Annotated in this window: 25 protein-coding genes and 1 tRNA gene; 3 read left to right on the forward strand and 23 right to left on the reverse strand. The window is 62.2% G+C overall.

Annotated features, from left to right (window positions below):
- Nucleotides 1-40 precede the first annotated feature (40 nt).
- The 4 genes from ACSQ3N_RS23755 to ACSQ3N_RS23770 all read right to left on the reverse strand — a co-directional run bounded on the left by ACSQ3N_RS23755 (nt 41) and on the right by ACSQ3N_RS23770 (nt 3,995).
- Nucleotides 41-535: a copper chaperone PCu(A)C gene (locus tag ACSQ3N_RS23755; protein ID WP_436147625.1), complete on the reverse strand. Its 495-nt coding sequence runs from the start codon at nt 533-535 to the stop codon at nt 41-43.
- A 103-nt stretch (nt 536-638) separates the two neighbouring features.
- A complete protein-coding gene (locus ACSQ3N_RS23760) occupies nt 639-1,184 on the reverse strand; it encodes a YcnI family copper-binding membrane protein (protein ID WP_235507489.1) in 546 nt (181 codons plus the stop codon).
- 11 nt (nt 1,185-1,195) lie between these two features.
- Nucleotides 1,196-3,547 carry a TonB-dependent receptor gene (locus tag ACSQ3N_RS23765; RefSeq protein WP_436147626.1) on the reverse strand — a complete coding sequence of 784 codons (2,352 nt, stop codon included), beginning with the start codon at nt 3,545-3,547 and terminating at the stop codon, nt 1,196-1,198.
- 79 nt (nt 3,548-3,626) lie between these two features.
- Entirely contained in the window at nt 3,627-3,995 is a 369-nt protein-coding gene (locus ACSQ3N_RS23770; protein ID WP_436147627.1) for a DUF2946 family protein, read from the reverse strand.
- Between the two features lie 146 nt (nt 3,996-4,141).
- On the opposite strand from ACSQ3N_RS23770, the gene ACSQ3N_RS23775 reads away from it, so the two are divergent.
- Both ACSQ3N_RS23775 and ACSQ3N_RS23780 read left to right on the forward strand, forming a co-directional pair.
- Nucleotides 4,142-4,780, forward strand: a complete 639-nt coding sequence (locus tag ACSQ3N_RS23775) for a glutathione S-transferase (protein ID WP_436147628.1) — start codon at nt 4,142-4,144, stop codon at nt 4,778-4,780.
- A gap of 530 nt (nt 4,781-5,310) precedes the next feature.
- Nucleotides 5,311-5,724 carry a VOC family protein gene (locus ACSQ3N_RS23780; RefSeq protein WP_056173014.1) on the forward strand — a complete coding sequence of 138 codons (414 nt, stop codon included), beginning with the start codon at nt 5,311-5,313 and terminating at the stop codon, nt 5,722-5,724.
- Between the two features lie 337 nt (nt 5,725-6,061).
- On the opposite strand, the gene ACSQ3N_RS23785 is transcribed toward ACSQ3N_RS23780, so the two are convergent.
- Nucleotides 6,062-6,610, reverse strand: coding sequence for an Rrf2 family transcriptional regulator (locus ACSQ3N_RS23785; RefSeq protein ID WP_056172588.1), 549 nt, complete (start codon nt 6,608-6,610; stop codon nt 6,062-6,064).
- 150 nt (nt 6,611-6,760) lie between these two features.
- Here ACSQ3N_RS23785 and nhaR point away from each other — a divergent pair, with 150 nt between their 5' ends.
- Complete coding sequence (gene nhaR / locus ACSQ3N_RS23790) at nt 6,761-7,657, forward strand: transcriptional activator NhaR (RefSeq protein ID WP_056172586.1); 897 nt, start codon at nt 6,761-6,763, stop codon at nt 7,655-7,657.
- Between the two features lie 367 nt (nt 7,658-8,024).
- Here nhaR and ACSQ3N_RS23795 read toward each other — a convergent pair.
- The 18 genes from ACSQ3N_RS23795 to rplN form a co-directional block, all read right to left on the reverse strand.
- Nucleotides 8,025-8,101 (reverse strand) — tRNA-Met (locus tag ACSQ3N_RS23795).
- 22 nt (nt 8,102-8,123) lie between these two features.
- Nucleotides 8,124-8,516, reverse strand: coding sequence for a 50S ribosomal protein L17 (rplQ, locus tag ACSQ3N_RS23800; protein WP_436147629.1), 393 nt, complete (start codon nt 8,514-8,516; stop codon nt 8,124-8,126).
- A 169-nt stretch (nt 8,517-8,685) separates the two neighbouring features.
- A complete protein-coding gene (locus tag ACSQ3N_RS23805) occupies nt 8,686-9,678 on the reverse strand; it encodes a DNA-directed RNA polymerase subunit alpha (RefSeq protein WP_008906514.1) in 993 nt (330 codons plus the stop codon).
- A gap of 112 nt (nt 9,679-9,790) precedes the next feature.
- Nucleotides 9,791-10,414: a 30S ribosomal protein S4 gene (gene rpsD, locus ACSQ3N_RS23810; protein WP_056172580.1), complete on the reverse strand. Its 624-nt coding sequence runs from the start codon at nt 10,412-10,414 to the stop codon at nt 9,791-9,793.
- 90 nt (nt 10,415-10,504) lie between these two features.
- Entirely contained in the window at nt 10,505-10,909 is a 405-nt protein-coding gene (gene rpsK / locus ACSQ3N_RS23815; protein ID WP_005793662.1) for a 30S ribosomal protein S11, read from the reverse strand.
- An 18-nt stretch (nt 10,910-10,927) separates the two neighbouring features.
- Nucleotides 10,928-11,293: a 30S ribosomal protein S13 gene (gene rpsM, locus ACSQ3N_RS23820; protein WP_035206424.1), complete on the reverse strand. Its 366-nt coding sequence runs from the start codon at nt 11,291-11,293 to the stop codon at nt 10,928-10,930.
- Between the two features lie 23 nt (nt 11,294-11,316).
- Nucleotides 11,317-11,430, reverse strand: a complete 114-nt coding sequence (gene rpmJ / locus ACSQ3N_RS23825; RefSeq protein WP_005793651.1) for a 50S ribosomal protein L36 — start codon at nt 11,428-11,430, stop codon at nt 11,317-11,319.
- Between the two features lie 141 nt (nt 11,431-11,571).
- Nucleotides 11,572-12,891, reverse strand: a complete 1,320-nt coding sequence (gene secY / locus ACSQ3N_RS23830) for a preprotein translocase subunit SecY (RefSeq protein ID WP_436147630.1) — start codon at nt 12,889-12,891, stop codon at nt 11,572-11,574.
- A 24-nt stretch (nt 12,892-12,915) separates the two neighbouring features.
- The gene (gene rplO / locus ACSQ3N_RS23835) at nt 12,916-13,347 is read right to left on the reverse strand and encodes a 50S ribosomal protein L15 (RefSeq protein WP_056172575.1); all 432 of its coding nucleotides are present in this window, start codon (nt 13,345-13,347) and stop codon (nt 12,916-12,918) included.
- A gap of 10 nt (nt 13,348-13,357) precedes the next feature.
- Nucleotides 13,358-13,540, reverse strand: a complete 183-nt coding sequence (gene rpmD, locus ACSQ3N_RS23840) for a 50S ribosomal protein L30 (protein WP_007861725.1) — start codon at nt 13,538-13,540, stop codon at nt 13,358-13,360.
- A 13-nt stretch (nt 13,541-13,553) separates the two neighbouring features.
- A complete protein-coding gene (gene rpsE / locus ACSQ3N_RS23845; protein ID WP_056172572.1) occupies nt 13,554-14,072 on the reverse strand; it encodes a 30S ribosomal protein S5 in 519 nt (172 codons plus the stop codon).
- A gap of 17 nt (nt 14,073-14,089) precedes the next feature.
- Entirely contained in the window at nt 14,090-14,455 is a 366-nt protein-coding gene (rplR, locus tag ACSQ3N_RS23850; RefSeq protein ID WP_007861721.1) for a 50S ribosomal protein L18, read from the reverse strand.
- An 11-nt stretch (nt 14,456-14,466) separates the two neighbouring features.
- Nucleotides 14,467-15,000 (reverse strand): 50S ribosomal protein L6, encoded by a 534-nt coding sequence (gene rplF, locus ACSQ3N_RS23855; RefSeq protein WP_056172570.1) that lies wholly within the window; start codon nt 14,998-15,000, stop codon nt 14,467-14,469.
- Between the two features lie 25 nt (nt 15,001-15,025).
- On the reverse strand, nt 15,026-15,421 hold the full coding sequence (gene rpsH, locus ACSQ3N_RS23860; RefSeq protein ID WP_056172567.1) for a 30S ribosomal protein S8: 396 nt from the start codon (nt 15,419-15,421) through the stop codon (nt 15,026-15,028).
- A 20-nt stretch (nt 15,422-15,441) separates the two neighbouring features.
- Nucleotides 15,442-15,747: a 30S ribosomal protein S14 gene (rpsN, locus tag ACSQ3N_RS23865; RefSeq protein ID WP_007861712.1), complete on the reverse strand. Its 306-nt coding sequence runs from the start codon at nt 15,745-15,747 to the stop codon at nt 15,442-15,444.
- An 8-nt stretch (nt 15,748-15,755) separates the two neighbouring features.
- The gene (gene rplE / locus ACSQ3N_RS23870; RefSeq protein WP_056172563.1) at nt 15,756-16,295 is read right to left on the reverse strand and encodes a 50S ribosomal protein L5; all 540 of its coding nucleotides are present in this window, start codon (nt 16,293-16,295) and stop codon (nt 15,756-15,758) included.
- A gap of 9 nt (nt 16,296-16,304) precedes the next feature.
- Entirely contained in the window at nt 16,305-16,625 is a 321-nt protein-coding gene (rplX, locus tag ACSQ3N_RS23875; protein WP_056172560.1) for a 50S ribosomal protein L24, read from the reverse strand.
- Nucleotides 16,626-16,634: 9 nt separating this feature from the next.
- Nucleotides 16,635-17,003, reverse strand: a complete 369-nt coding sequence (gene rplN / locus ACSQ3N_RS23880) for a 50S ribosomal protein L14 (RefSeq protein WP_007861702.1) — start codon at nt 17,001-17,003, stop codon at nt 16,635-16,637.
- Nucleotides 17,004-17,181 lie beyond the last annotated feature (178 nt).

Raw genomic sequence — 17,181 nt, forward strand, 5'->3', positions numbered from 1 at the left:
CAGGCGCCCAAGAAAGGACGGCAGCAGCGCATCGCGACGGTCAGTGCTTGTGTCCGTGTGCCGCAGGCGCGGCGCCCGGTGCCGACGTGCCCACCGGCACGCTCAGGTTCAGCTTGCTCTCGGCGCCCTTGGCGTCCTGGAACACCAGGGTGATGGGCACGGTGCTGTCCTTGGCCAGCGGGGCCTTCAGGTCGAGCAGCATCACGTGGTAGCCGCCGGGCTTGAGCTCCACCGTCTTGCCCGCGGGCAGGTCCAGGGCGGGCACGGCGCGCATCTTCATCACGTCGCCTTCCATCTTCATCTCGTGCACTTCGGTGACGCCCGCGGCCGGCGACTCGGCGCGCACCAGGCGGGCGCCGTCCTTGGCGGTCAACTGCATGAAGGCGCCGGTGCCTTTTTGGCCCTGCACGCTGGCGCGGGCCCAGGCGCCCTCGACCTTGACGGCGGCAGCGGTCTGCGCCCAGGCATGGGCGCCAGCGAGCGTGGCGGCCAGGAGGCAGGCCTGGGCGGCGGTGTGAAAGCGTGTGGATGTCATGGTGTCTTGTCTTTCAGTTCAGAAGAGGTGCAGCGCCACGCACGATGCGGCGTGGCAGGAAGAGAGAGATAGCTAGCGACAAAGATGAGGAACGCGGCCACTGTCAGTGATTGTGGCCACCCGCGCTGCCGCCGGGAAGAATCTCCAGTGCGGCCGCAGGGGACTTCAGGTCCGACAGCTTCTGACCGGGCTTTGGCACCTCGGTCCAGTCGCTGCGGCCCTCGGTGCAGACCTGGCGCACGGGCCAGTACACGGTGCCCGCCTGCTCGGGCGTGGTCGCGACCACCACGAACTCGTCGTAGTGCGCGCTTGGCAGCACGTCGTCCGGCGTCTTGGCCGTCCAGGTGATGCGCACTACGTCTTCGGTGACGCTGCGGCCATGGCTGCTATACGGCTGCGCGAGCTTGTCGCGCTGCACGTCCAGCACCCAACCCGGCTTGGGCATGGGCCGCGCACCGCGCATGCCGGCCGGAATGTCCACCACGATCTGCCGCGTGGGCGCCGCGCCGCAGCCATGGCCCACCTTGAAGGTCGCCTTGTAGCTGCTGGCCGCCGGGGCCACCTGGTATTCAAGCACCACGTGGGCGGATGCAGGTGCAAAAAGGGCGCTACCGCTGATCCATAAAGCGCCAGCAGCTATCTTTTTCATAGTATTCACATTCATTTCCGTAACCTTTCTTTCTCGGGGGTGACCTTCAGTTCAGCCATGTACGTCCGCTGCGGATACGGATGGAAATTCCAGTAGCGGTAGTTGTTGAGGTTGTCGATGCCCACGGCCACGCTGACCTGCTGGCTGACCTGGTAGCGCACGCGCACGTCGGTGGTGAAGTAGCGGCTCGTGCCCTGGTAGGCAAAGCCGTTGGAGTCGGTGTTGTCCAGCGTGCCGTACTGCTTGCCGCTGTAGCGCGCGCCCAGGGTGTACGACCAGGTGGCGTCCGGCCGGTAGGTGGCCACGGCGCTGGCGCGCCACGCGGGGATGCGCGGCTGCCATTTGCCGACGCTGGCCGGGAACTTGTCGTTGCGGGTGATCTTGGAGTCGGTCCAGGTCAGGCTGCTGCCGATGTCCAGGCCGCGCACGAACACGTTGGCGGCCTGGTAGGACGCTTCCAGGCCCTGGGTGCGGATGGCGTCCACGTTCTGCACGTTGGTCACGTTGGGGGTGACGAGCACGTTGGTCTGCGAGTACAGCGCGTCGCGCGTGCGCTCGAAGAACGCGGTCAGGCGCAGCAGGCCCTCGCCGCCCCAGCCGGCCAGGTCGCGCTCGGCGGTCAGCTCGGTGGTCCACGACTTTTCAGGCCTGAGGTTCGGGTCGTTGTTGACCAGCACCCCGCTGCCGCTGATGCCGCCCTGGTAGAGCTCGGACACGGTGGGCATGCGCACCGCGCGGCCGGTGGAGGCTTTGAGCACCCACTGCGGGCTGGCCTGGTAGGCCACGGCGGCCTTGGGCGAGAGGTAGTTCTCGGTGCGCTCGGGGTGGCCCAGCACCGTGCTGGCATTGGCCGTCTGGCCGTGGCTGGCGCTCCAGCGCTCGGCGCGTGCGCCCAGCACGGCCTTCCACCGGGGCGCGATCTTCCAGGTGTCCTGCGCCCACAGGCCGATTAGCTGCGTGTCGCCGTTGAACGCCTGGTTGCGCGCGCCGGCGGCGCCGTTGATCCAGTCCGTGGTGGCGTTCTCGATGCTGCGCAGCTGGTAGCTGTCGCGCTGCAGGCCGAAGTCCACGATGTGCGTGCCCTGCAGCCCCTCGGGCCGCCACGTGCCCTTGGCCGCCAGCGTGGTCCAGCCTGTGCCCTTGCCGTCGACAATGCGGCCCGCGCCGCCGTTCAGTGCGGCGGGCAGAGCCACGGTGGCTGCGCGCAGCGTGTCCTGGTGGTAGTCGTAGCGGCTGGCGGCGACCTCCCAGTCGAACACGCCCTGGGTGCGGCTCTTGACCGACAGGCCGTGCATGAAGTGGGTGAGCGCCTCGTTCGACACATTGAAGTCTGTGGGCATGAGCATGAACGAGCGGCCGTTGATGTTGACGTTGCCGCTATAGACCGCGTTGCCGCCCGCATCGCGCAGGTAGCTGGCGGGGCGGCCTTCGGACTCGTTGTGCCACCAGCCGAAGGTGTAGGCCGCGCGCACCGTGGGCGTGACGTCGTAGGCGAGCTTGGCCTTGATGTGGTCCTGCTGCGTGCGGTACTGCGTGGCGGTGCCCAGCAGGTACCACGGCTGGTTGCTGCGGTTGCTGCCCGCCACCGCGCCGGTGACCGGTGTGCCCGCGTTGCCGGATGTGCCCGCTCCGCTCGGTGTGCCGGCAGCAACCAGGCGCGTGGGGAAGGTCAGCGGCTGGCCTTCGCTGTCGGTTTTGCTGAAGTTGAGGAACCACGACCAGTCGCCGTTCTTGTTGCCGACCGACGCACTGGCCTGCTTGCCGCCGTAGCTGGCGCTGGTGCTGTACAGGTCGAACGGCTGGTGCTGCACGCTGACCTTGCCGTGCGCCTCGAACCGGGTGGGCATGCGGGTGACGTAGTCCACCACCGCGCCCACCGAGTTGCCGGCATACGCGGCCGAGAACGGGCCGTAGAGCACGTCCACCCGCTCGATCTCCTCGGGGGTGACCAGCATCCAGCGCGGCGCGTTGGTGGGGCCGTTGCCCAGATAGTTGCTCAGCAGGATGCCGTCGGCAAACACCATCGACCGCGCCGGGTTGCCCGTGCCCGAGGCGCGCGTGGACAGCACGGCATGGTTGTAATCGCCGATGTAGCGCTTGCGCACCAGCAGGCTGGGCAGGTATTTGAGCGCGTCTTCGCTGTCGGTGGCGTTGATCGAATGCTCGATCTGCTCGCGCGTCACGCCTTCGATGGTGGTGGGGATCTGCGTGGGCAGCGAAGTGGGCTGGCCGCCGGTGATGGTGACGACGCCCAGCGCCTTGACGGGCGCGCCGTCGGCGGCCTGGGCCTGCGCGGGCGCAGCCGCGAACAGGGCGAGAGGAAAGGCACCGGCCACGGCCAGCACCCTGCGGCTTTTGCGCATGGAAACTCCTGAAATACAAGCCAAACAGGCTGCTACCGCTTGATGGACAAGCGCCAGCAGCTATTGAATCAATAGCAAATCAGGAGAGTACGGGCGGCCCGCGCGGCGGCAGCGGCGCGGCCGTGCGCGCAGCGATGTGCGCGGCGGGGATGGGGCGCAAGGCATGCGCGAGGGGATGAACGACCGGCAGCGGGGCCTGCGCGGCGGGCGGCGGTGCGCCGACGTGGGCGCACAGCGGGCAGTCGAGCGCGTGGCTCGTCACTTCCTGCACGCCGTCGTCGGTCTTGACCAGCAGCTTGATCGCGCCGGAGCCCGAGCAGATCAGCTCCATGGCCTGCGGGCTGACCAGCGGCGACGCCACCGCCACCCCGATGGACACCACAAACCACGCCAGCACACAGCGGGCGAGCCAGCGAAGGCTGCGGAGGGTTTGCAGGGACGGCACCATGGAGGTCCGATTGTAGATGCCGCACCTGCAGCGGCCTTGACGGGGGTCATCTGGGCGACGGGCGCCCTGGCGGGCCGGGCCTACGATCCGGCCTGGCGCCTGCCTGCACCGCCCCCTGCCTCAACGACAACAACGGAGACACCACCATGCTCACGCTCTGCGGCTTTTCGGCCAGCAACTACTACAACAAGGTCAAACTCGCCCTGCTCGAAAAGGGCCTGCCCTTCACCGAGGAGCTGGCCTGGGTCGGCGAGACCGACCGCAGTGCGTCGCCCCTGGGCAAGGTGCCCTACCTGCGCACGCCGCACGGCACGCTGTGCGAATCGGCGGTGATCGCGGACTACATCGAGTCGGCCCACCCCGAACACCCGCTGATCCCGGCCGACCCGCTGGCCGCCGCCAAGGTGCGCGAGCTGATCACCTTTCTGGAGCTGCACCTGGAGCTGGTGGCGCGCAACCTGTATCCGCAGGCCTTCTTCGGCGGCACCGTGAGCGAGGCCGCGCGCGAAAAGGTCGGTGCGCAGCTCACCAAGAACATCGCTGCGTTTGCCCAACTGGCCAAGTTCAGCCCTTACGTGGGCGGCGACACCTTCACGCTGGCCGACTGCGCGGCCATCGTGCATTTGCCGCTGGTGAGCTCGGCCACCAAGATCGTCTACGGCCGCGACTTTTTGGCCGACCTGCCGGTGCGCGACTACCTGGCCCGCATGGCCGAGCGCCCGCATGTGCAGCGCGTGAATGCGGACCGCAAGACCAATACGGCGGAGATGTTGGCGAGGAAGTGAAGCCGTCAGGTGAAGCCCCCCCTGAGCCGCTGAGCGCCTCGGTGGCACGCGCCAGAGGCGCGGCCTCTTAGGCCTGTCCAAGCCTGCGCAGGCAGGCTTGGAGCCGCAGTCCTCAGCCCCGGAGGGGGACGCCACCGGTGGCCCGGCAGAGCCGGTTCCACGGTGGCACTGGCGTTGGCGGTGTGCCAGTGGTTGGGGCTGGCGGGTTCAAGGCAAGGGAGTGTTGGCGGGGCGGTCGACGCGGGCCGGCTCTGATTAGCTCTGGCCAGCGCTAGAAGCTCTGGCCGCCCGCTCTGACTATCTCGGGCTCAATCGGGCTGAGGCAAGGTGTAGAGGTGTGCAGGCAAGGAGTGCTGTGATCGCCTTTCGCGAAGCGGGGCCCTTTGGGTGCATTGGAGTGCAGCGGGGCGCCGCGCAGCAAGGGTTGAGCGTGGAGACTTGATCTGCGGGATTGGTCAGGTTGGTCGTCGTCGAGGCCGGTGAGCAAGATCCGCTGCCGCAGGGCCAGTGCCGCTGCTATCCTGCTCGGCATGCGCAGCCTCTTTCATCTTGCTTTTCATGTCACCGACCTCGATGCCGCGCGCCGCTTTTATGGCGGCGTGCTGGGATGCGAGGAAGGCCGGAGCACCGATACCTGGGTGGACTTCGATTTCTTCGGGCACCAGATCTCTTTGCACCTGGGCGAGCCGTTTGCCAGTGCCCGCACCGGCCATGTCGGCGACCATCTGGTGCCCATGCCGCACTTCGGCGCCATTCTGGAGCTGCCCGAGTGGCATGCGCTGGCCGCGCGGCTCAAGGCGGCAGGCACGACGTTCGCGCTGGCGCCGCAGGTGCGGTTCAAAGGCCAGCCCGGCGAGCAGTGGACGATGTTCTTCCATGACCCCAGCGGCAATCCGATCGAGATGAAGGGCTTTCGCTCGCTCGACGAGGTGTACGCGAGCTGAGGCACACCCTGCTTGGCCGGCACTGAGCCGCAGGCGCGCGGCGCGCGCCAATGTCGGCTGCTGACAGATGTGGCCCGCGCATGCTCGCAGCGCAGGGCCTGCCGTACGGATCAAACCCGGCTGCGCGATCTAGCGGGCATCTTCACACCCTGTATGCGCACCTGCCGAAGTACTCAACCAGGTACACCGGAACGCTTTTGCGCGACGCCACCGCGCGGCGCCCCCCGTCTTCAGTGACGTCATTGGCCTCCTGCGGCGGCTGGGCGACAAGGTCTCATCCTGGCCCAACGGGCATGCATGACGCCATCCTCCGCAGATCGCCTGCGGAGGTCGCGCGTCAGCGGCGTTGCAGCAGCGGGATGGTGCCGAGTGCAAACACCGAGTTGGGCACACCCACACGCGCCATCAGCGGGCGCGGCTTGGCGCTCAGCTTGGGGCGTGGCGCGGCTGCAGGTGCGGCGACTTCTGCCACCACGCCCTTTTCGATCTGCTCGGCCACCAGGTCCTGCAAGGTCACGGACTGCAGGTAGTCCATCACCCGTGCGTTGAAGGTGGACCACAGATCACCGGTCATCGACTTCACCTGGGCAGCCTGGCCGGCACCGAGGTTCTGCAGGTCGTCGGCCTTGAGGTTCTCGACCGCCAGGATGATCTCGGCCACCGACACCTGGTCGGCGCGCCGGGCCAGCGTGTAGCCGCCACCGGGGCCGCGCGTGCTGTCCACCAGCCCCGCACGGCGCAGGGCGCTGAACAGCTGCTCCAGGTACGACAGCGAGGTGCCCTGGCGTGCGCTGATGGTTGACAGCGCCACCGGGCGAATCTTCTGGCGCAGCGCGAGGTCGGTCATCGCCGACACCGCAAGTTGTCCTCTGGTAGTGATTCGCATCGTTGTACTCCTTGTGTGAACACGACAATTTCCAAGCCGGGCACTTGCCACGGAATGGGGCCAGGCGTTCAATGTAGAGGCTTTGACACTTCGCGTATATTCGTTTTATCGATTCAAATAGATCGGTTTTTTCGAAGCATCGGAGCACCCATGAACTTCAAGCACCTGCGCTACTTCTGGACCGTGGCCAAGGCGGGCGGCGTGATGCGCGCCGGCGAACAGCTGCACACCGCCCCGCAAACGCTGTCCGGCCAGATCAAGCAGCTGGAGGAATGGCTGGGGCACGACCTGTTCCGCAAGCGCGGGCGGGGCCTGGAGCTGACCAGCGAAGGCCGGGTAGCGCTGGGCTACGCCGAGCAGATTTTTGCGCTGGGCGACGAGCTGGAAAAGTCGGTACGCCTGTCCCGCGGCCAGGTCAAGCCGCTCGAATTTCGGGTCGGCGTGGCCGATTCCATCGCCAAGTCGGTGGCGTACCACCTGTTGGAGCCGGCGCTCGGCATGCCGCAGCAGGTGCACATGACCTGCCAGGAAGGCAAGTTCCCCGAGCTGATCGCCCAGTTGAGCCTGCACAAGCTCGACCTCGTACTGGCCGACGAGCCCGTGTCCAAGAAGATCGGCGTGAAGGCGTTCAACCACCCGCTGGGCACCAGTGGTATGAGCTTTTTGTGCGCCCCCGGGCTGCGCGCGGAGTTGCAGGGCGACTTCCCTCAGTGTCTGCAAGGCGCACCCATGCTGATCCAGGGGCCCATGTCATCGGTGCGCCAGCAGCTGGACCACTGGTTCAACAAGTACCAGCTGCAGCCCCGCCTGGTGGGCGAATTCGACGACAGCGCGCTCATGAACGCGTTTGGCCGCGAAGGCCGGGGCGTTTTCACGTCGCCCACCGTGCTGGACGATGAAACCACGGCGCAATTCGGCGTCGAGGTCATCGGAAGATCGAGCGAGCTGGTGGAGGAGTTCTTTGCGATCTCGGTGGAGCGACGCATCACGCACCCGTGCGTGGCGGCCATCACCAAGGCGGCGAAGGCGGATCTGTTCGGGAAGTGAATCGCTGGCCGGTGCGTTGTGGTGGACCGGTGCGCAGGTGGGAACACCCGTCCTGGCGGGCTTGGCAGCGCTGACGAGCTGCTACGCCGGGCGGCGTGAAGACAACCAACGTGATCGCAACGTATCACGCAGCGCCGTGCGATGCTGGTGCGGCTTGCAAGCGCCGCAACCGATCAATTGATCGACCCAGTCAGCCGGCCAACCAACCAACCTGCTACACCGTCAGCCAGGAAGGAAGCCTCTAGGCAGCTAGGCACTTCCAGCGCCAACGTTGCGCAGCCAACCGGGCACCGATAGCGAGCCCACAAACAAAAACGCCCACATTGCTGTGGGCGTTTTGCTTTGACTGACTGAATCAGCCAATATTTGGTTGCGCGAGAAGGATTTGAACCTCCGACCTTTGGGTTATGAGCCCAACGAGCTACCAGACTGCTCCATCGCGCGGTAAGAAATAAATTATACCCTATTATTCAGCTGCTGCCGAATTATTTTCGGTATCTGCAGCACGGTCGACCAATTCGACCAGGGCCATAGGCGCATTGTCGCCCACGCGGAAACCCATCTTCAGAATGCGGGTGTAGCCACCGGGACGCGCGTTGAAGCGGGGGCCCAGGTCGTTGAACAGCTTGGTGACGCTGTCACGGTCGCGCAGGCGGTTGAAAGCCAGGCGACGGTTGGCCACGGTGTCGACCTTGGCCAGGGTGATCATGGGTTCGATCACGCGGCGCAGTTCCTTGGCCTTGGGCACGGTGGTCTTGATGGCCTCGTGCTCGATGATCGAGTTCATCATGTTCTGCAGCATCGCAAGGCGGTGCGAGCTGGTGCGATTGAGTTTGCGGAGTCCGTGTCCGTGGCGCATGGTGCTTTCCTTCTACTGTCTATGTAATTAAATCGGGCAGCCGTGTCAGGTACTTCCCGAGGCACTTGTTCCCTTCAGCTGCTTGCCTCCAGGGAACAAAAAGTCCCCCTTGCGGAGGACTTGAAAACCGGGCTCCCCTGTTCGGGGAACCCATGATTATAACGGTTGCTTAGCGCTTGTCCAGACCGGCTGGCGGCCAGTTTTCAAGCTTCATGCCCAGCGTGAGACCACGCGAAGCCAGCACTTCCTTGATTTCGTTCAGCGACTTGCGACCCAGGTTAGGCGTCTTGAGCAGCTCGTTCTCGGTGCGCTGGATCAGGTCACCGATGTAGTAGATGTTCTCGGCCTTCAGGCAGTTGGCGGAACGCACGGTCAGCTCCAGCTCGTCCACAGGGCGCAGCAGGATCGGATCGAACGTGGCATTGCCGCGTGGGCCTGCAGGTGCGTCGAACGCAGCCAGCTCGCCACCTTCCAGCTGTGCAAACACAGCCAGCTGTTCCACCAGGATCTTGGCCGATGCACGCACTGCGTCTTCGGCAGTGATGGCACCATTGGTTTCGATCTCGACCACCAGCTTGTCCAGGTCGGTACGTTGTTCGACGCGAGCGCTTTCCACGGTGTAGCTCACGCGCTTGACGGGCGAGAACGACGCATCCAGCACGATACGGCCGATCGACTTGGTCGATTCGTCAGCGTAGCGGCGCAGGCTGCCAGGCACGTAACCACGGCCCTTTTCCACCTTGATCTGCATGTCCAGCTTGCCGCCTGCCGACAGGTTGGCAATCACGTGATCGGGGTTGACGATCTCGACGTCATGGGGTGTCTGGATGTCGCGCGCGGTAACCACGCCTTCGCCATCCTTGCGCAGGCTCAGCGTGACTTCATCGCGGTTGTGCAGCTTGAACACCACGCCCTTGAGGTTCAAGAGGATGTTGACCACATCTTCCTGAACGCCATCGATGGACGAGTACTCGTGCAGAACGCCTGCAATGGTGACTTCCGTCGCTGCGTAACCCACCATGGACGAGAGCAGGACGCGCCGGATGGCGTTGCCCAGCGTGTGACCGTAGCCACGCTCGAACGGCTCCAGTGCGACCTTGGCACGATTGTGGCCAAGCTGCTCGACATTGATCGCCTTGGGTTTCAGCAAATTGGTTTGCATTCAGACTTCCTCTCAATACCCCCAGCTCGTTACACCGGTAAGGCTGGTGAAGCGCCTAAACCGCGATGCCTCGCGGTTCAGGGACGGTTTCTTGAATTACGTATTCGACCGATTAGCGCGAGTACAACTCAACGATCAGCGATTCGTTGATGTCGGCACCGAACTCATCACGGTCAGGCGTCTTCTTGAAGATGCCTTCTGCCTTGTCGGCATTCACTTCCACCCATGCAGGCATGCCGACTTGGGCAGCCAGTTGCAGGGCTTCGACGATACGTGCTTGCTTCTTGGACTTTTCACGCACGGCCACCACGTCGCCGGCCTTGACCAGGTAGGACGCAATGTTCACGGACTTGCCGTTCACGGTGATCGCCTTGTGGGACACCAGCTGACGCGCTTCAGCGCGGGTCGAGCCGAAACCCATGCGGTACACCACGTTGTCCAGACGCGATTCCAGGAGGAACAGCAGGTTGGCGCCGGTGTTGCCCTTCTTGCCATCAGCGGCTTCGAAGTAGCGGCGGAATTGCTTTTCCAGCACGCCGTACATGCGCTTGACCTTCTGCTTTTCACGCAGTTGCAGGCCGTAGTCGGACGTGCGCGCACCGGAGGTACGGCCGTGTTGACCTGGCTTGGAGTCGAACTTGGACTTGTCGGCGATCGAGCGGCGGGCGCTCTTCAGGAACAGGTCCGTGCCTTCACGGCGGGAGAGTTTGGCCTTGGGGCCGAGGTAACGTGCCACTTGAGCTTCCTTTGTGTCATCTACCGCAAACCATTGCGGGAGCCGCCTGAGGCGCTTGCGCGTTCACAGGCGGCGGTGGGCTTAGAGAGATTAGATACGGCGGCGCTTTTGAGGGCGGCAACCGTTGTGGGGCACCGGAGTCACGTCGGAGATCGACGTGATGCGGATGCCCAATGCGCCCAGAGCGCGCACCGAGGATTCACGGCCAGGACCAGGACCCTTGATTTCGACGTCGAGGTTCTTGATGCCTTGGTCGATGGCAGCGCGGCCAGCCACTTCCGATGCCACCTGGGCAGCGAATGGGGTGGACTTGCGCGAGCCCTTGAAACCTTGGCCACCGGACGATGCCCACGACAGGGCATTGCCCTGGCGATCGGTGATCGTGATGATGGTGTTGTTGAACGAGGCGTGCACGTGAGCGATGCCGTCGGAAACGTTCTTGCGAACCTTCTTGCGGACGCGCTGGGCTGCGTTATTGGCAGGAGACTTAGCCATGATGATCTTTCAATCTCTTTATTTCTTCAGTGCAGCTGCGCCCTTGCGCGGACCCTTGCGGGTGCGGGCATTGGTACGGGTGCGCTGACCACGCATTGGCAGACCGCGGCGATGGCGGAAGCCACGATAGCAGCCGATGTCCATCAAACGCTTGATGTTCATCGTCGTTTCGCGGCGCAGGTCACCTTCAATGGTGAACTGCTCGATTTGCTCGCGAATTTTTTCCAGATCGCTGTCCGTCAGATCTTTGATCTTCTTGGAGTAAGCGATACCAGTTGCTTCGCAAATCTTGCGAGCGCGGGTGCGACCGATACCAAAAATGGAGGTCAAACCGATTTCCGCGTGCTTGTGGGGCGGAATGTTAATGCCAGCGATACGTGCCATATGCGTCCTCTAATACTTTCCAATCAACCTTGGCGCTGCTTGTGACGCAGATCCGTGCAGATCACGCGCACCACACCCTTGCGGCGGATGATCTTGCAGTTGCGGCAGATTTTTTTGACCGAAGCCGAAACTCTCATTGCATTCTCCTAAAACTTTTCCATCCGTCCCGGCTGCATGCACGGAACACAATTTGTGCCCGCAAAATCGTGGGGCGTCGACGTAACCGATATCCAGCTTGCAGGCAGCGCATCGCAGTGCGATCTCTGCCTTCCTTATCCTCAACCGCCCGCGTTGCCTTTGAAATTGGCTTTCTTGAGCAGTGATTCATATTGCTGCGACATCATGTAGTTCTGTACCTGGGCCATGAAATCCATGGTCACCACCACGATGATCAGCAGCGACGTTCCACCGAAATAGAACGGCACGTTGTACTTCAAGATCAGGAACTCCGGCAGCAGGCACACGAATGTGATGTACACAGCACCCGCCAGCGTCAGGCGAACCAAAATCTTGTCAATGTAGCGCGCAGTCTGCTCACCCGGGCGAATGCCTGGAATGAACGCACCGCTCTTCTTCAGGTTGTCTGCAGTCTCGCGGCTGTTGAACACCAACGCCGTGTAGAAGAAGCAGAAGAAGACGATGGCCGCAGCGTAGAACATCACATAGATGGGCTGACCAGGGGTCAGAGCACCAGAAATGTCCTTCAACCAGCGCATCGACTCACCAGCACTGAACCAGTTCACCACCGTTGCCGGCAGCAGGATGATCGACGAGGCGAAGATCGGAGGAATCACACCGGCCATGTTCAGCTTGAGGGGCAGGTGCGACGATTGACCGCCATACACCTTGTTCCCCACCTGCCGGCGAGCGTAATTCACCAGTATCTTGCGTTGACCGCGCTCCACAAAGACCACGAAGTAAGTCACGAGACCCACGACGACGACGATGAAGATGGCAGCCAGGATGCTCATCGCACCCGTGCGGACCAGTTCCAGAAGACCACCGATGGAGCTGGGCAGGCCGGCAGCGATGCCAGCGAAGATCAGGATCGAGATCCCGTTGCCGAGACCGCGTTCGGTGATCTGCTCACCCAGCCACATCAGGAACATCGTTCCAGCTGTCAGGCTGACCACCGCCGTCAGGCGAAAGCCAAAGCCAGGGCTGATCACCAGGCCAGCAGAGCTTTCCAGCGCCACAGCGATACCCAGCGACTGGAACAAAGCCAGACCGAGCGTGCCGTAACGGGTGTACTGCGTGATCTTGCGGCGACCTGCCTCGCCTTCCTTCTTCAACTGCTCGAAGCTCGGCACCACGTAGCCCATCAGCTGCATGATGATCGATGCCGAGATGTACGGCATGATCCCCAGAGCGAAGACTGTGAAACGCGACAGCGCGCCACCCGAGAACATGTTGAACAGGTTCAGGATCCCGCCTTGCTGGCCACTGAACAGCTGCTGGAGTTGGGCTGGATCGATACCGGGCACAGGGATATGAGCCCCGATGCGGTACACGACCAGCGCCATCAACAGAAAAACCAGACGACGACGCAGGTCGCCGAACTTGCCGGTCTTTGCGATTTGAGCCGCGCTAGTAGCCACAGATGCCTTCCTTCGAAGTCAAACTCAGGCGACGCTGCCGCCGGCAGCTTCGATCGCTACCTTGGCACCCGCCGTGGCACCGATGCCATTGAGCTTGACAGCCTTCGTGAGCGAACCGCTCTTGATGACCTTGACCACCTTGGCCAGCTCGCCGATCAGGCCAGCTTGCTTGAGTGCCAGCACGTCCACTTCGGCCAGGCCGAGTTGGTCGAGTGCAGTCAGCGTGACTTCTGCATTGAACTTGAGCAGGTGCGACTTGAAGCCGCGCTTGGGCAAGCGACGTTGCAGAGGCATTTGACCGCCTTCGAAGCCGACCTTGTGGTAGCCACCGGAGCGAGACTTCTGACCCTTGTGACCACGGCCAGCGGTCTTGCCCAGGCCGGAGCCGATACCACGGCCTACGCGGCGCTTGGCATGCTTGGCGCCGTCTGCGGGCTTGATGCTATTGAGTTCCATGATCTATCTCTCAGAGGACTTTGACCAGATAGCTGATCTTGTTAATCATGCCGCGCACTTCGGGCGAGTCCTGCAGTTCGCTCACGCTATTGAGCTTGCGCAGGCCCAGGCCACGGACGGTGGCGCGGTGCGATTCCTTGGTGCCAATAGGGCTGCGCACCAGTTGAATCTTGACGGTTTGTTGCGTAGTCATTTCCAGCTTCCTATCAGGCGAAGATGTCTTCGACCGTTTTGCCGCGCTTGGCTGCCACGTTCGACGGGGTGGTCGAATTGATGAGCGCATCAAAGGTGGCACGGACCATGTTGTAGGGGTTCGACGAACCATGGCTCTTGGCCACGATGTCGGTAATGCCCACAACTTCGAAAACAGCGCGCATGGGGCCGCCAGCGATGATGCCGGTACCCTTGGGAGCTGGGTGGAGTTCCACCGAAGCCGCACCGTGGTGACCCTTCACCGAGTGGTGAATGGTGCCGCTCTTGAGCGAAACCTTGACCAGGTTGCGACGGCATTCTTCCATCGCTTTTTGCACAGCTGCAGGCACTTCCTTGGACTTGCCCTTGCCCATGCCGACGCGGCCGTCACCGTCGCCAACCACAGTCAGTGCAGCGAAACCGAGAATACGGCCGCCCTTCACGACTTTGGTCACGCGGTTGACCGCGATCATTTTTTCGCGCAGACCGTCGTCTTGACCTTCGGTCTGCACTTTGGGTTGAAATTTAGCCATTTTGTATTCCGCTCCGCTTAGAACTGCAGGCCGGCTTCACGGGCTGCGTCGGCCAAAGCCTTGACGCGACCGTGGTAGGCAAAGCCTGAGCGATCAAATGCAACCTTCTCAACGCCAGCAGCCTTTGCTTTTTCAGCAATGCGCTTGCCGATGGCCGTGGCTGCGGCGGCATTGCCACCCTTGCCCGAACCACCGAGTTCCTTGCGCACATCGGCTTCTGCGGTGGAGGCACTGGCCAACACCTTGCTGCCGTCGCCGGAAATGACGCTGGCATAGATATGGAGGTTCGTACGGTTCACCGTGAGACGCGCCACGCCTTGCTGTGCAATGCGGATGCGGGTCTGACGCGAACGACGAAGACGCTGCTCTTTCTTGGTCAACATGTTGCAGCTCCTTATTTCTTCTTGGTCTCTTTGATCGTGACTTTTTCGTCCGCGTAGCGGATGCCCTTGCCCTTGTAGGGCTCGGGTGGACGAACAGCACGGATCTCAGCAGCGATCTGGCCGACGCGCTGGCGGTCGGCACCCTTGATCACCACTTCCGTGGGAGTCGGGGTAGCCACCGTTATGCCGGCGGGCATTTCGATGTTGACCGGATGCGAATAACCGACCGCCAGGTTCAGCTTGGAACCGGACGCTGCAGCCTTGTAGCCCACGCCGATCAGGCTGAGCTTCTTTTCAAAGCCCTTGCTGACGCCGACCACCATGTTGTTGACCAACTGGCGAATCGTGCCGCTCATGGCATTGGCTTCGCGGGAATCGTTGGCGGGCTCGAAGCTGAGCTTGCCTTCGTTGTTCGACACCTTCACCAGCACGTTTTGTGCGAGCAACAGGGTGCCGCCAGAACCCTTGACAGAGATCTGGTCATCTTTCACGGACACATCCACGCCAGCGGGGATGGTCACGGGCATTTTTCCTACTCGGGACATTTCAGTTTTCTCCTCAATGCCGCGGTTAGGCCACGTAGCAGAGCACTTCGCCACCGACACCGGTAGCGCGCGCTTTGCGATCAGTCATCACGCCCTTGGGCGTCGTGACAATTGCCACACCCAGACCGTTCATGACTTGTGGAATGGAATCACGGCCTTTGTAGACACGCAGACCAGGGCGGCTGACGCGCTCGATGCGCTCAATCACTGGACGGCCTGCGTAGTACTTCAGGGCAATTTCGAGTTCCGACTTGCCGTCTTCGGTCTTAACCTGGAAGCCGTCAATGTAACCTTCGTCCTTCAGCACTTGGGCGATGGCAATCTTCACTTTGGAAGAAGGCACCAGCACCGTGGCCTTGGAGACCATTTGTGCATTGCGGATGCGGGTCAGCAAGTCAGCGATGGGATCACTCATGCTCATGTTGTATCTCTCCTGCCTGCTTACCAGCTGGCCTTGGTGACACCGGGGATGTCGCCTGCAAAAGCCAGTTCGCGGATCTTGGCGCGAGCCAGACCGAATTGACGGAAGGTGCCACGTGGACGACCGGTGATTTCGCAACGGTTGCGCTGACGCGTGGGGTTTGCGTTGCGGGGGAGCTTTTGCAGGCCCAGACGGGCTGCATCACGCTCTTCATCGCTACGCTTGGCATCGCCAGCGATTGCCTTCAGTTCCGCATACTTGGTTGCGTACTTGGCAGCCAATTTTTCGCGCTTCAGTTCGCGCTGGATCAAAGCTACTTTAGCCATGCTTCGCCTCAGTTCTTGAACGGGAAACGGAAACCAGCGAGAAGCGCCTTGGCTTCTTCGTCGGACTTGGCCGTCGTGGTGATGCTGATATTGAGACCGCGCAAGGCATCCACCTTGTCGTACTCGATTTCAGGGAAAATGATCTGTTCCTTGACGCCGATGTTGTAGTTGCCACGGCCGTCGAAAGCGCGACCGGAGATACCACGGAAGTCACGGACGCGGGGCAGTGCCACGGTCACGAAACGGTCCAGGAACTCATACATCTGCACGCCACGCAGCGTGACCATGCAACCGATGGCCTGGCCTTCGCGGATCTTGAAACCGGCGATAGCCTTCTTGGCCTTGGTGACGACGGGCTTTTGACCAGCAATCTTGGTCAGGTCAGCCACAGCGTTGTCCATCACCTTCTTGTCCGAGACTGCCTCGCTCACACCCATGTTGAGCGTGATCTTGGTCAGACGGGGAACCTGCATCGGCGAGGAGTAACCGAACTGCTTGATCAGTTCGGGAGCGATCTTGTCGCGGTAGATTTCTTGGAGTCGTGCCATGTTTACCCCTTAGGCCGCCTTGATTTCAGCGCCGCTGGACTTGAACACGCGAACGCGCGAACCGTCGGCTTGCACCTTGATGCCCACACGATCAGCCTTGCCGGTAGCCGCATTGAAGATGGCTACGTTGGACTGGTGGATAGGCATGGACTTTTCAACGATGCCGCCCGTCGTACCCTTCATGGGGTTCGGCTTGGCGTGCTTCTTGACGACATTGATGCCGTCGATCAGCACATAGGAATCGTCCTTGCGCGACGACACCGTGCCGCGCTTGCCCTTGTCGCGCCCTGTCAGCACGATGATTTCGTCGCCCTTGCGAATCTTGTTCATGGCGCGTCCTTAGAGAACTTCAGGAGCCAGGGACACGATCTTCATGAACTTTTCGGTACGCAGTTCACGCGTCACGGGTCCAAAGATGCGGGTGCCGATAGGCTCCAACTTTGCATTCAGCAACACTGCTGCGTTGCCGTCGAATTTGACGAGCGAGCCATCACCGCGGCGGATACCCTTTGCGGTACGAACCACCACTGCGCTATAGACCTCGCCTTTTTTGACGCGGCCACGCGGAGCGGCTTCTTTGATGCTCACCTTGATGATGTCGCCAACGCTTGCATAGCGACGCTTCGAGCCACCCAGCACCTTGATGCAAAGGACGGACTTGGCGCCGGTATTGTCGGCAACCTCTAACCGAGATTCTGTCTGGATCATTTCAATATTCCCAACTTGCACCAGAAGACAACAGCCCCAGAGAACTTCTCAAGGGCTGCAGATCAGCCAGTCAGTCTTGGGCCCGTCGTCCGCACCGCAAACCATTTGCAGCACTTCCCGCTGGGCAGAAACTTCACGTAGGAAACGCGAAGCCCTCGATTATTGCAAAGGCATGCCG

The organism is Acidovorax sp. LjRoot194, assembly GCF_964253015.1.
Classification (GTDB): domain Bacteria; phylum Pseudomonadota; class Gammaproteobacteria; order Burkholderiales; family Burkholderiaceae_C; genus Acidovorax.

What these genes read in the sequence shown, in the direction of transcription:
- ACSQ3N_RS23755 (WP_436147625.1), bottom strand. Translation starts at nt 535, where the DNA reads ATGACATCCACACGCTTTCACACCGCCGCCCAGGCCTGCCTCCTGGCC.
- ACSQ3N_RS23760 (WP_235507489.1), bottom strand. Translation starts at nt 1,184, where the DNA reads ATGAAAAAGATAGCTGCTGGCGCTTTATGGATCAGCGGTAGCGCCCTT.
- ACSQ3N_RS23765 (WP_436147626.1), bottom strand. Translation starts at nt 3,547, where the DNA reads ATGCGCAAAAGCCGCAGGGTGCTGGCCGTGGCCGGTGCCTTTCCTCTC.
- ACSQ3N_RS23770 (WP_436147627.1), bottom strand. Translation starts at nt 3,995, where the DNA reads ATGGTGCCGTCCCTGCAAACCCTCCGCAGCCTTCGCTGGCTCGCCCGC.
- ACSQ3N_RS23775 (WP_436147628.1), top strand. Translation starts at nt 4,142, where the DNA reads ATGCTCACGCTCTGCGGCTTTTCGGCCAGCAACTACTACAACAAGGTC.
- ACSQ3N_RS23780 (WP_056173014.1), top strand. Translation starts at nt 5,311, where the DNA reads ATGCGCAGCCTCTTTCATCTTGCTTTTCATGTCACCGACCTCGATGCC.
- ACSQ3N_RS23785 (WP_056172588.1), bottom strand. Translation starts at nt 6,610, where the DNA reads ATGCGAATCACTACCAGAGGACAACTTGCGGTGTCGGCGATGACCGAC.
- nhaR (WP_056172586.1), top strand. Translation starts at nt 6,761, where the DNA reads ATGAACTTCAAGCACCTGCGCTACTTCTGGACCGTGGCCAAGGCGGGC.
- rplQ (WP_436147629.1), bottom strand. Translation starts at nt 8,516, where the DNA reads ATGCGCCACGGACACGGACTCCGCAAACTCAATCGCACCAGCTCGCAC.
- ACSQ3N_RS23805 (WP_008906514.1), bottom strand. Translation starts at nt 9,678, where the DNA reads ATGCAAACCAATTTGCTGAAACCCAAGGCGATCAATGTCGAGCAGCTT.
- rpsK (WP_005793662.1), bottom strand. Translation starts at nt 10,909, where the DNA reads ATGGCTAAGTCTCCTGCCAATAACGCAGCCCAGCGCGTCCGCAAGAAG.
- rpsM (WP_035206424.1), bottom strand. Translation starts at nt 11,293, where the DNA reads ATGGCACGTATCGCTGGCATTAACATTCCGCCCCACAAGCACGCGGAA.
- rpmJ (WP_005793651.1), bottom strand. Translation starts at nt 11,430, where the DNA reads ATGAGAGTTTCGGCTTCGGTCAAAAAAATCTGCCGCAACTGCAAGATC.
- rplO (WP_056172575.1), bottom strand. Translation starts at nt 13,347, where the DNA reads ATGGAACTCAATAGCATCAAGCCCGCAGACGGCGCCAAGCATGCCAAG.
- rpmD (WP_007861725.1), bottom strand. Translation starts at nt 13,540, where the DNA reads ATGACTACGCAACAAACCGTCAAGATTCAACTGGTGCGCAGCCCTATT.
- rpsE (WP_056172572.1), bottom strand. Translation starts at nt 14,072, where the DNA reads ATGGCTAAATTTCAACCCAAAGTGCAGACCGAAGGTCAAGACGACGGT.
- rplR (WP_007861721.1), bottom strand. Translation starts at nt 14,455, where the DNA reads ATGTTGACCAAGAAAGAGCAGCGTCTTCGTCGTTCGCGTCAGACCCGC.
- rplF (WP_056172570.1), bottom strand. Translation starts at nt 15,000, where the DNA reads ATGTCCCGAGTAGGAAAAATGCCCGTGACCATCCCCGCTGGCGTGGAT.
- rpsH (WP_056172567.1), bottom strand. Translation starts at nt 15,421, where the DNA reads ATGAGCATGAGTGATCCCATCGCTGACTTGCTGACCCGCATCCGCAAT.
- rpsN (WP_007861712.1), bottom strand. Translation starts at nt 15,747, where the DNA reads ATGGCTAAAGTAGCTTTGATCCAGCGCGAACTGAAGCGCGAAAAATTG.
- rplE (WP_056172563.1), bottom strand. Translation starts at nt 16,295, where the DNA reads ATGGCACGACTCCAAGAAATCTACCGCGACAAGATCGCTCCCGAACTG.
- rplX (WP_056172560.1), bottom strand. Translation starts at nt 16,625, where the DNA reads ATGAACAAGATTCGCAAGGGCGACGAAATCATCGTGCTGACAGGGCGC.
- rplN (WP_007861702.1), bottom strand. Translation starts at nt 17,003, where the DNA reads ATGATCCAGACAGAATCTCGGTTAGAGGTTGCCGACAATACCGGCGCC.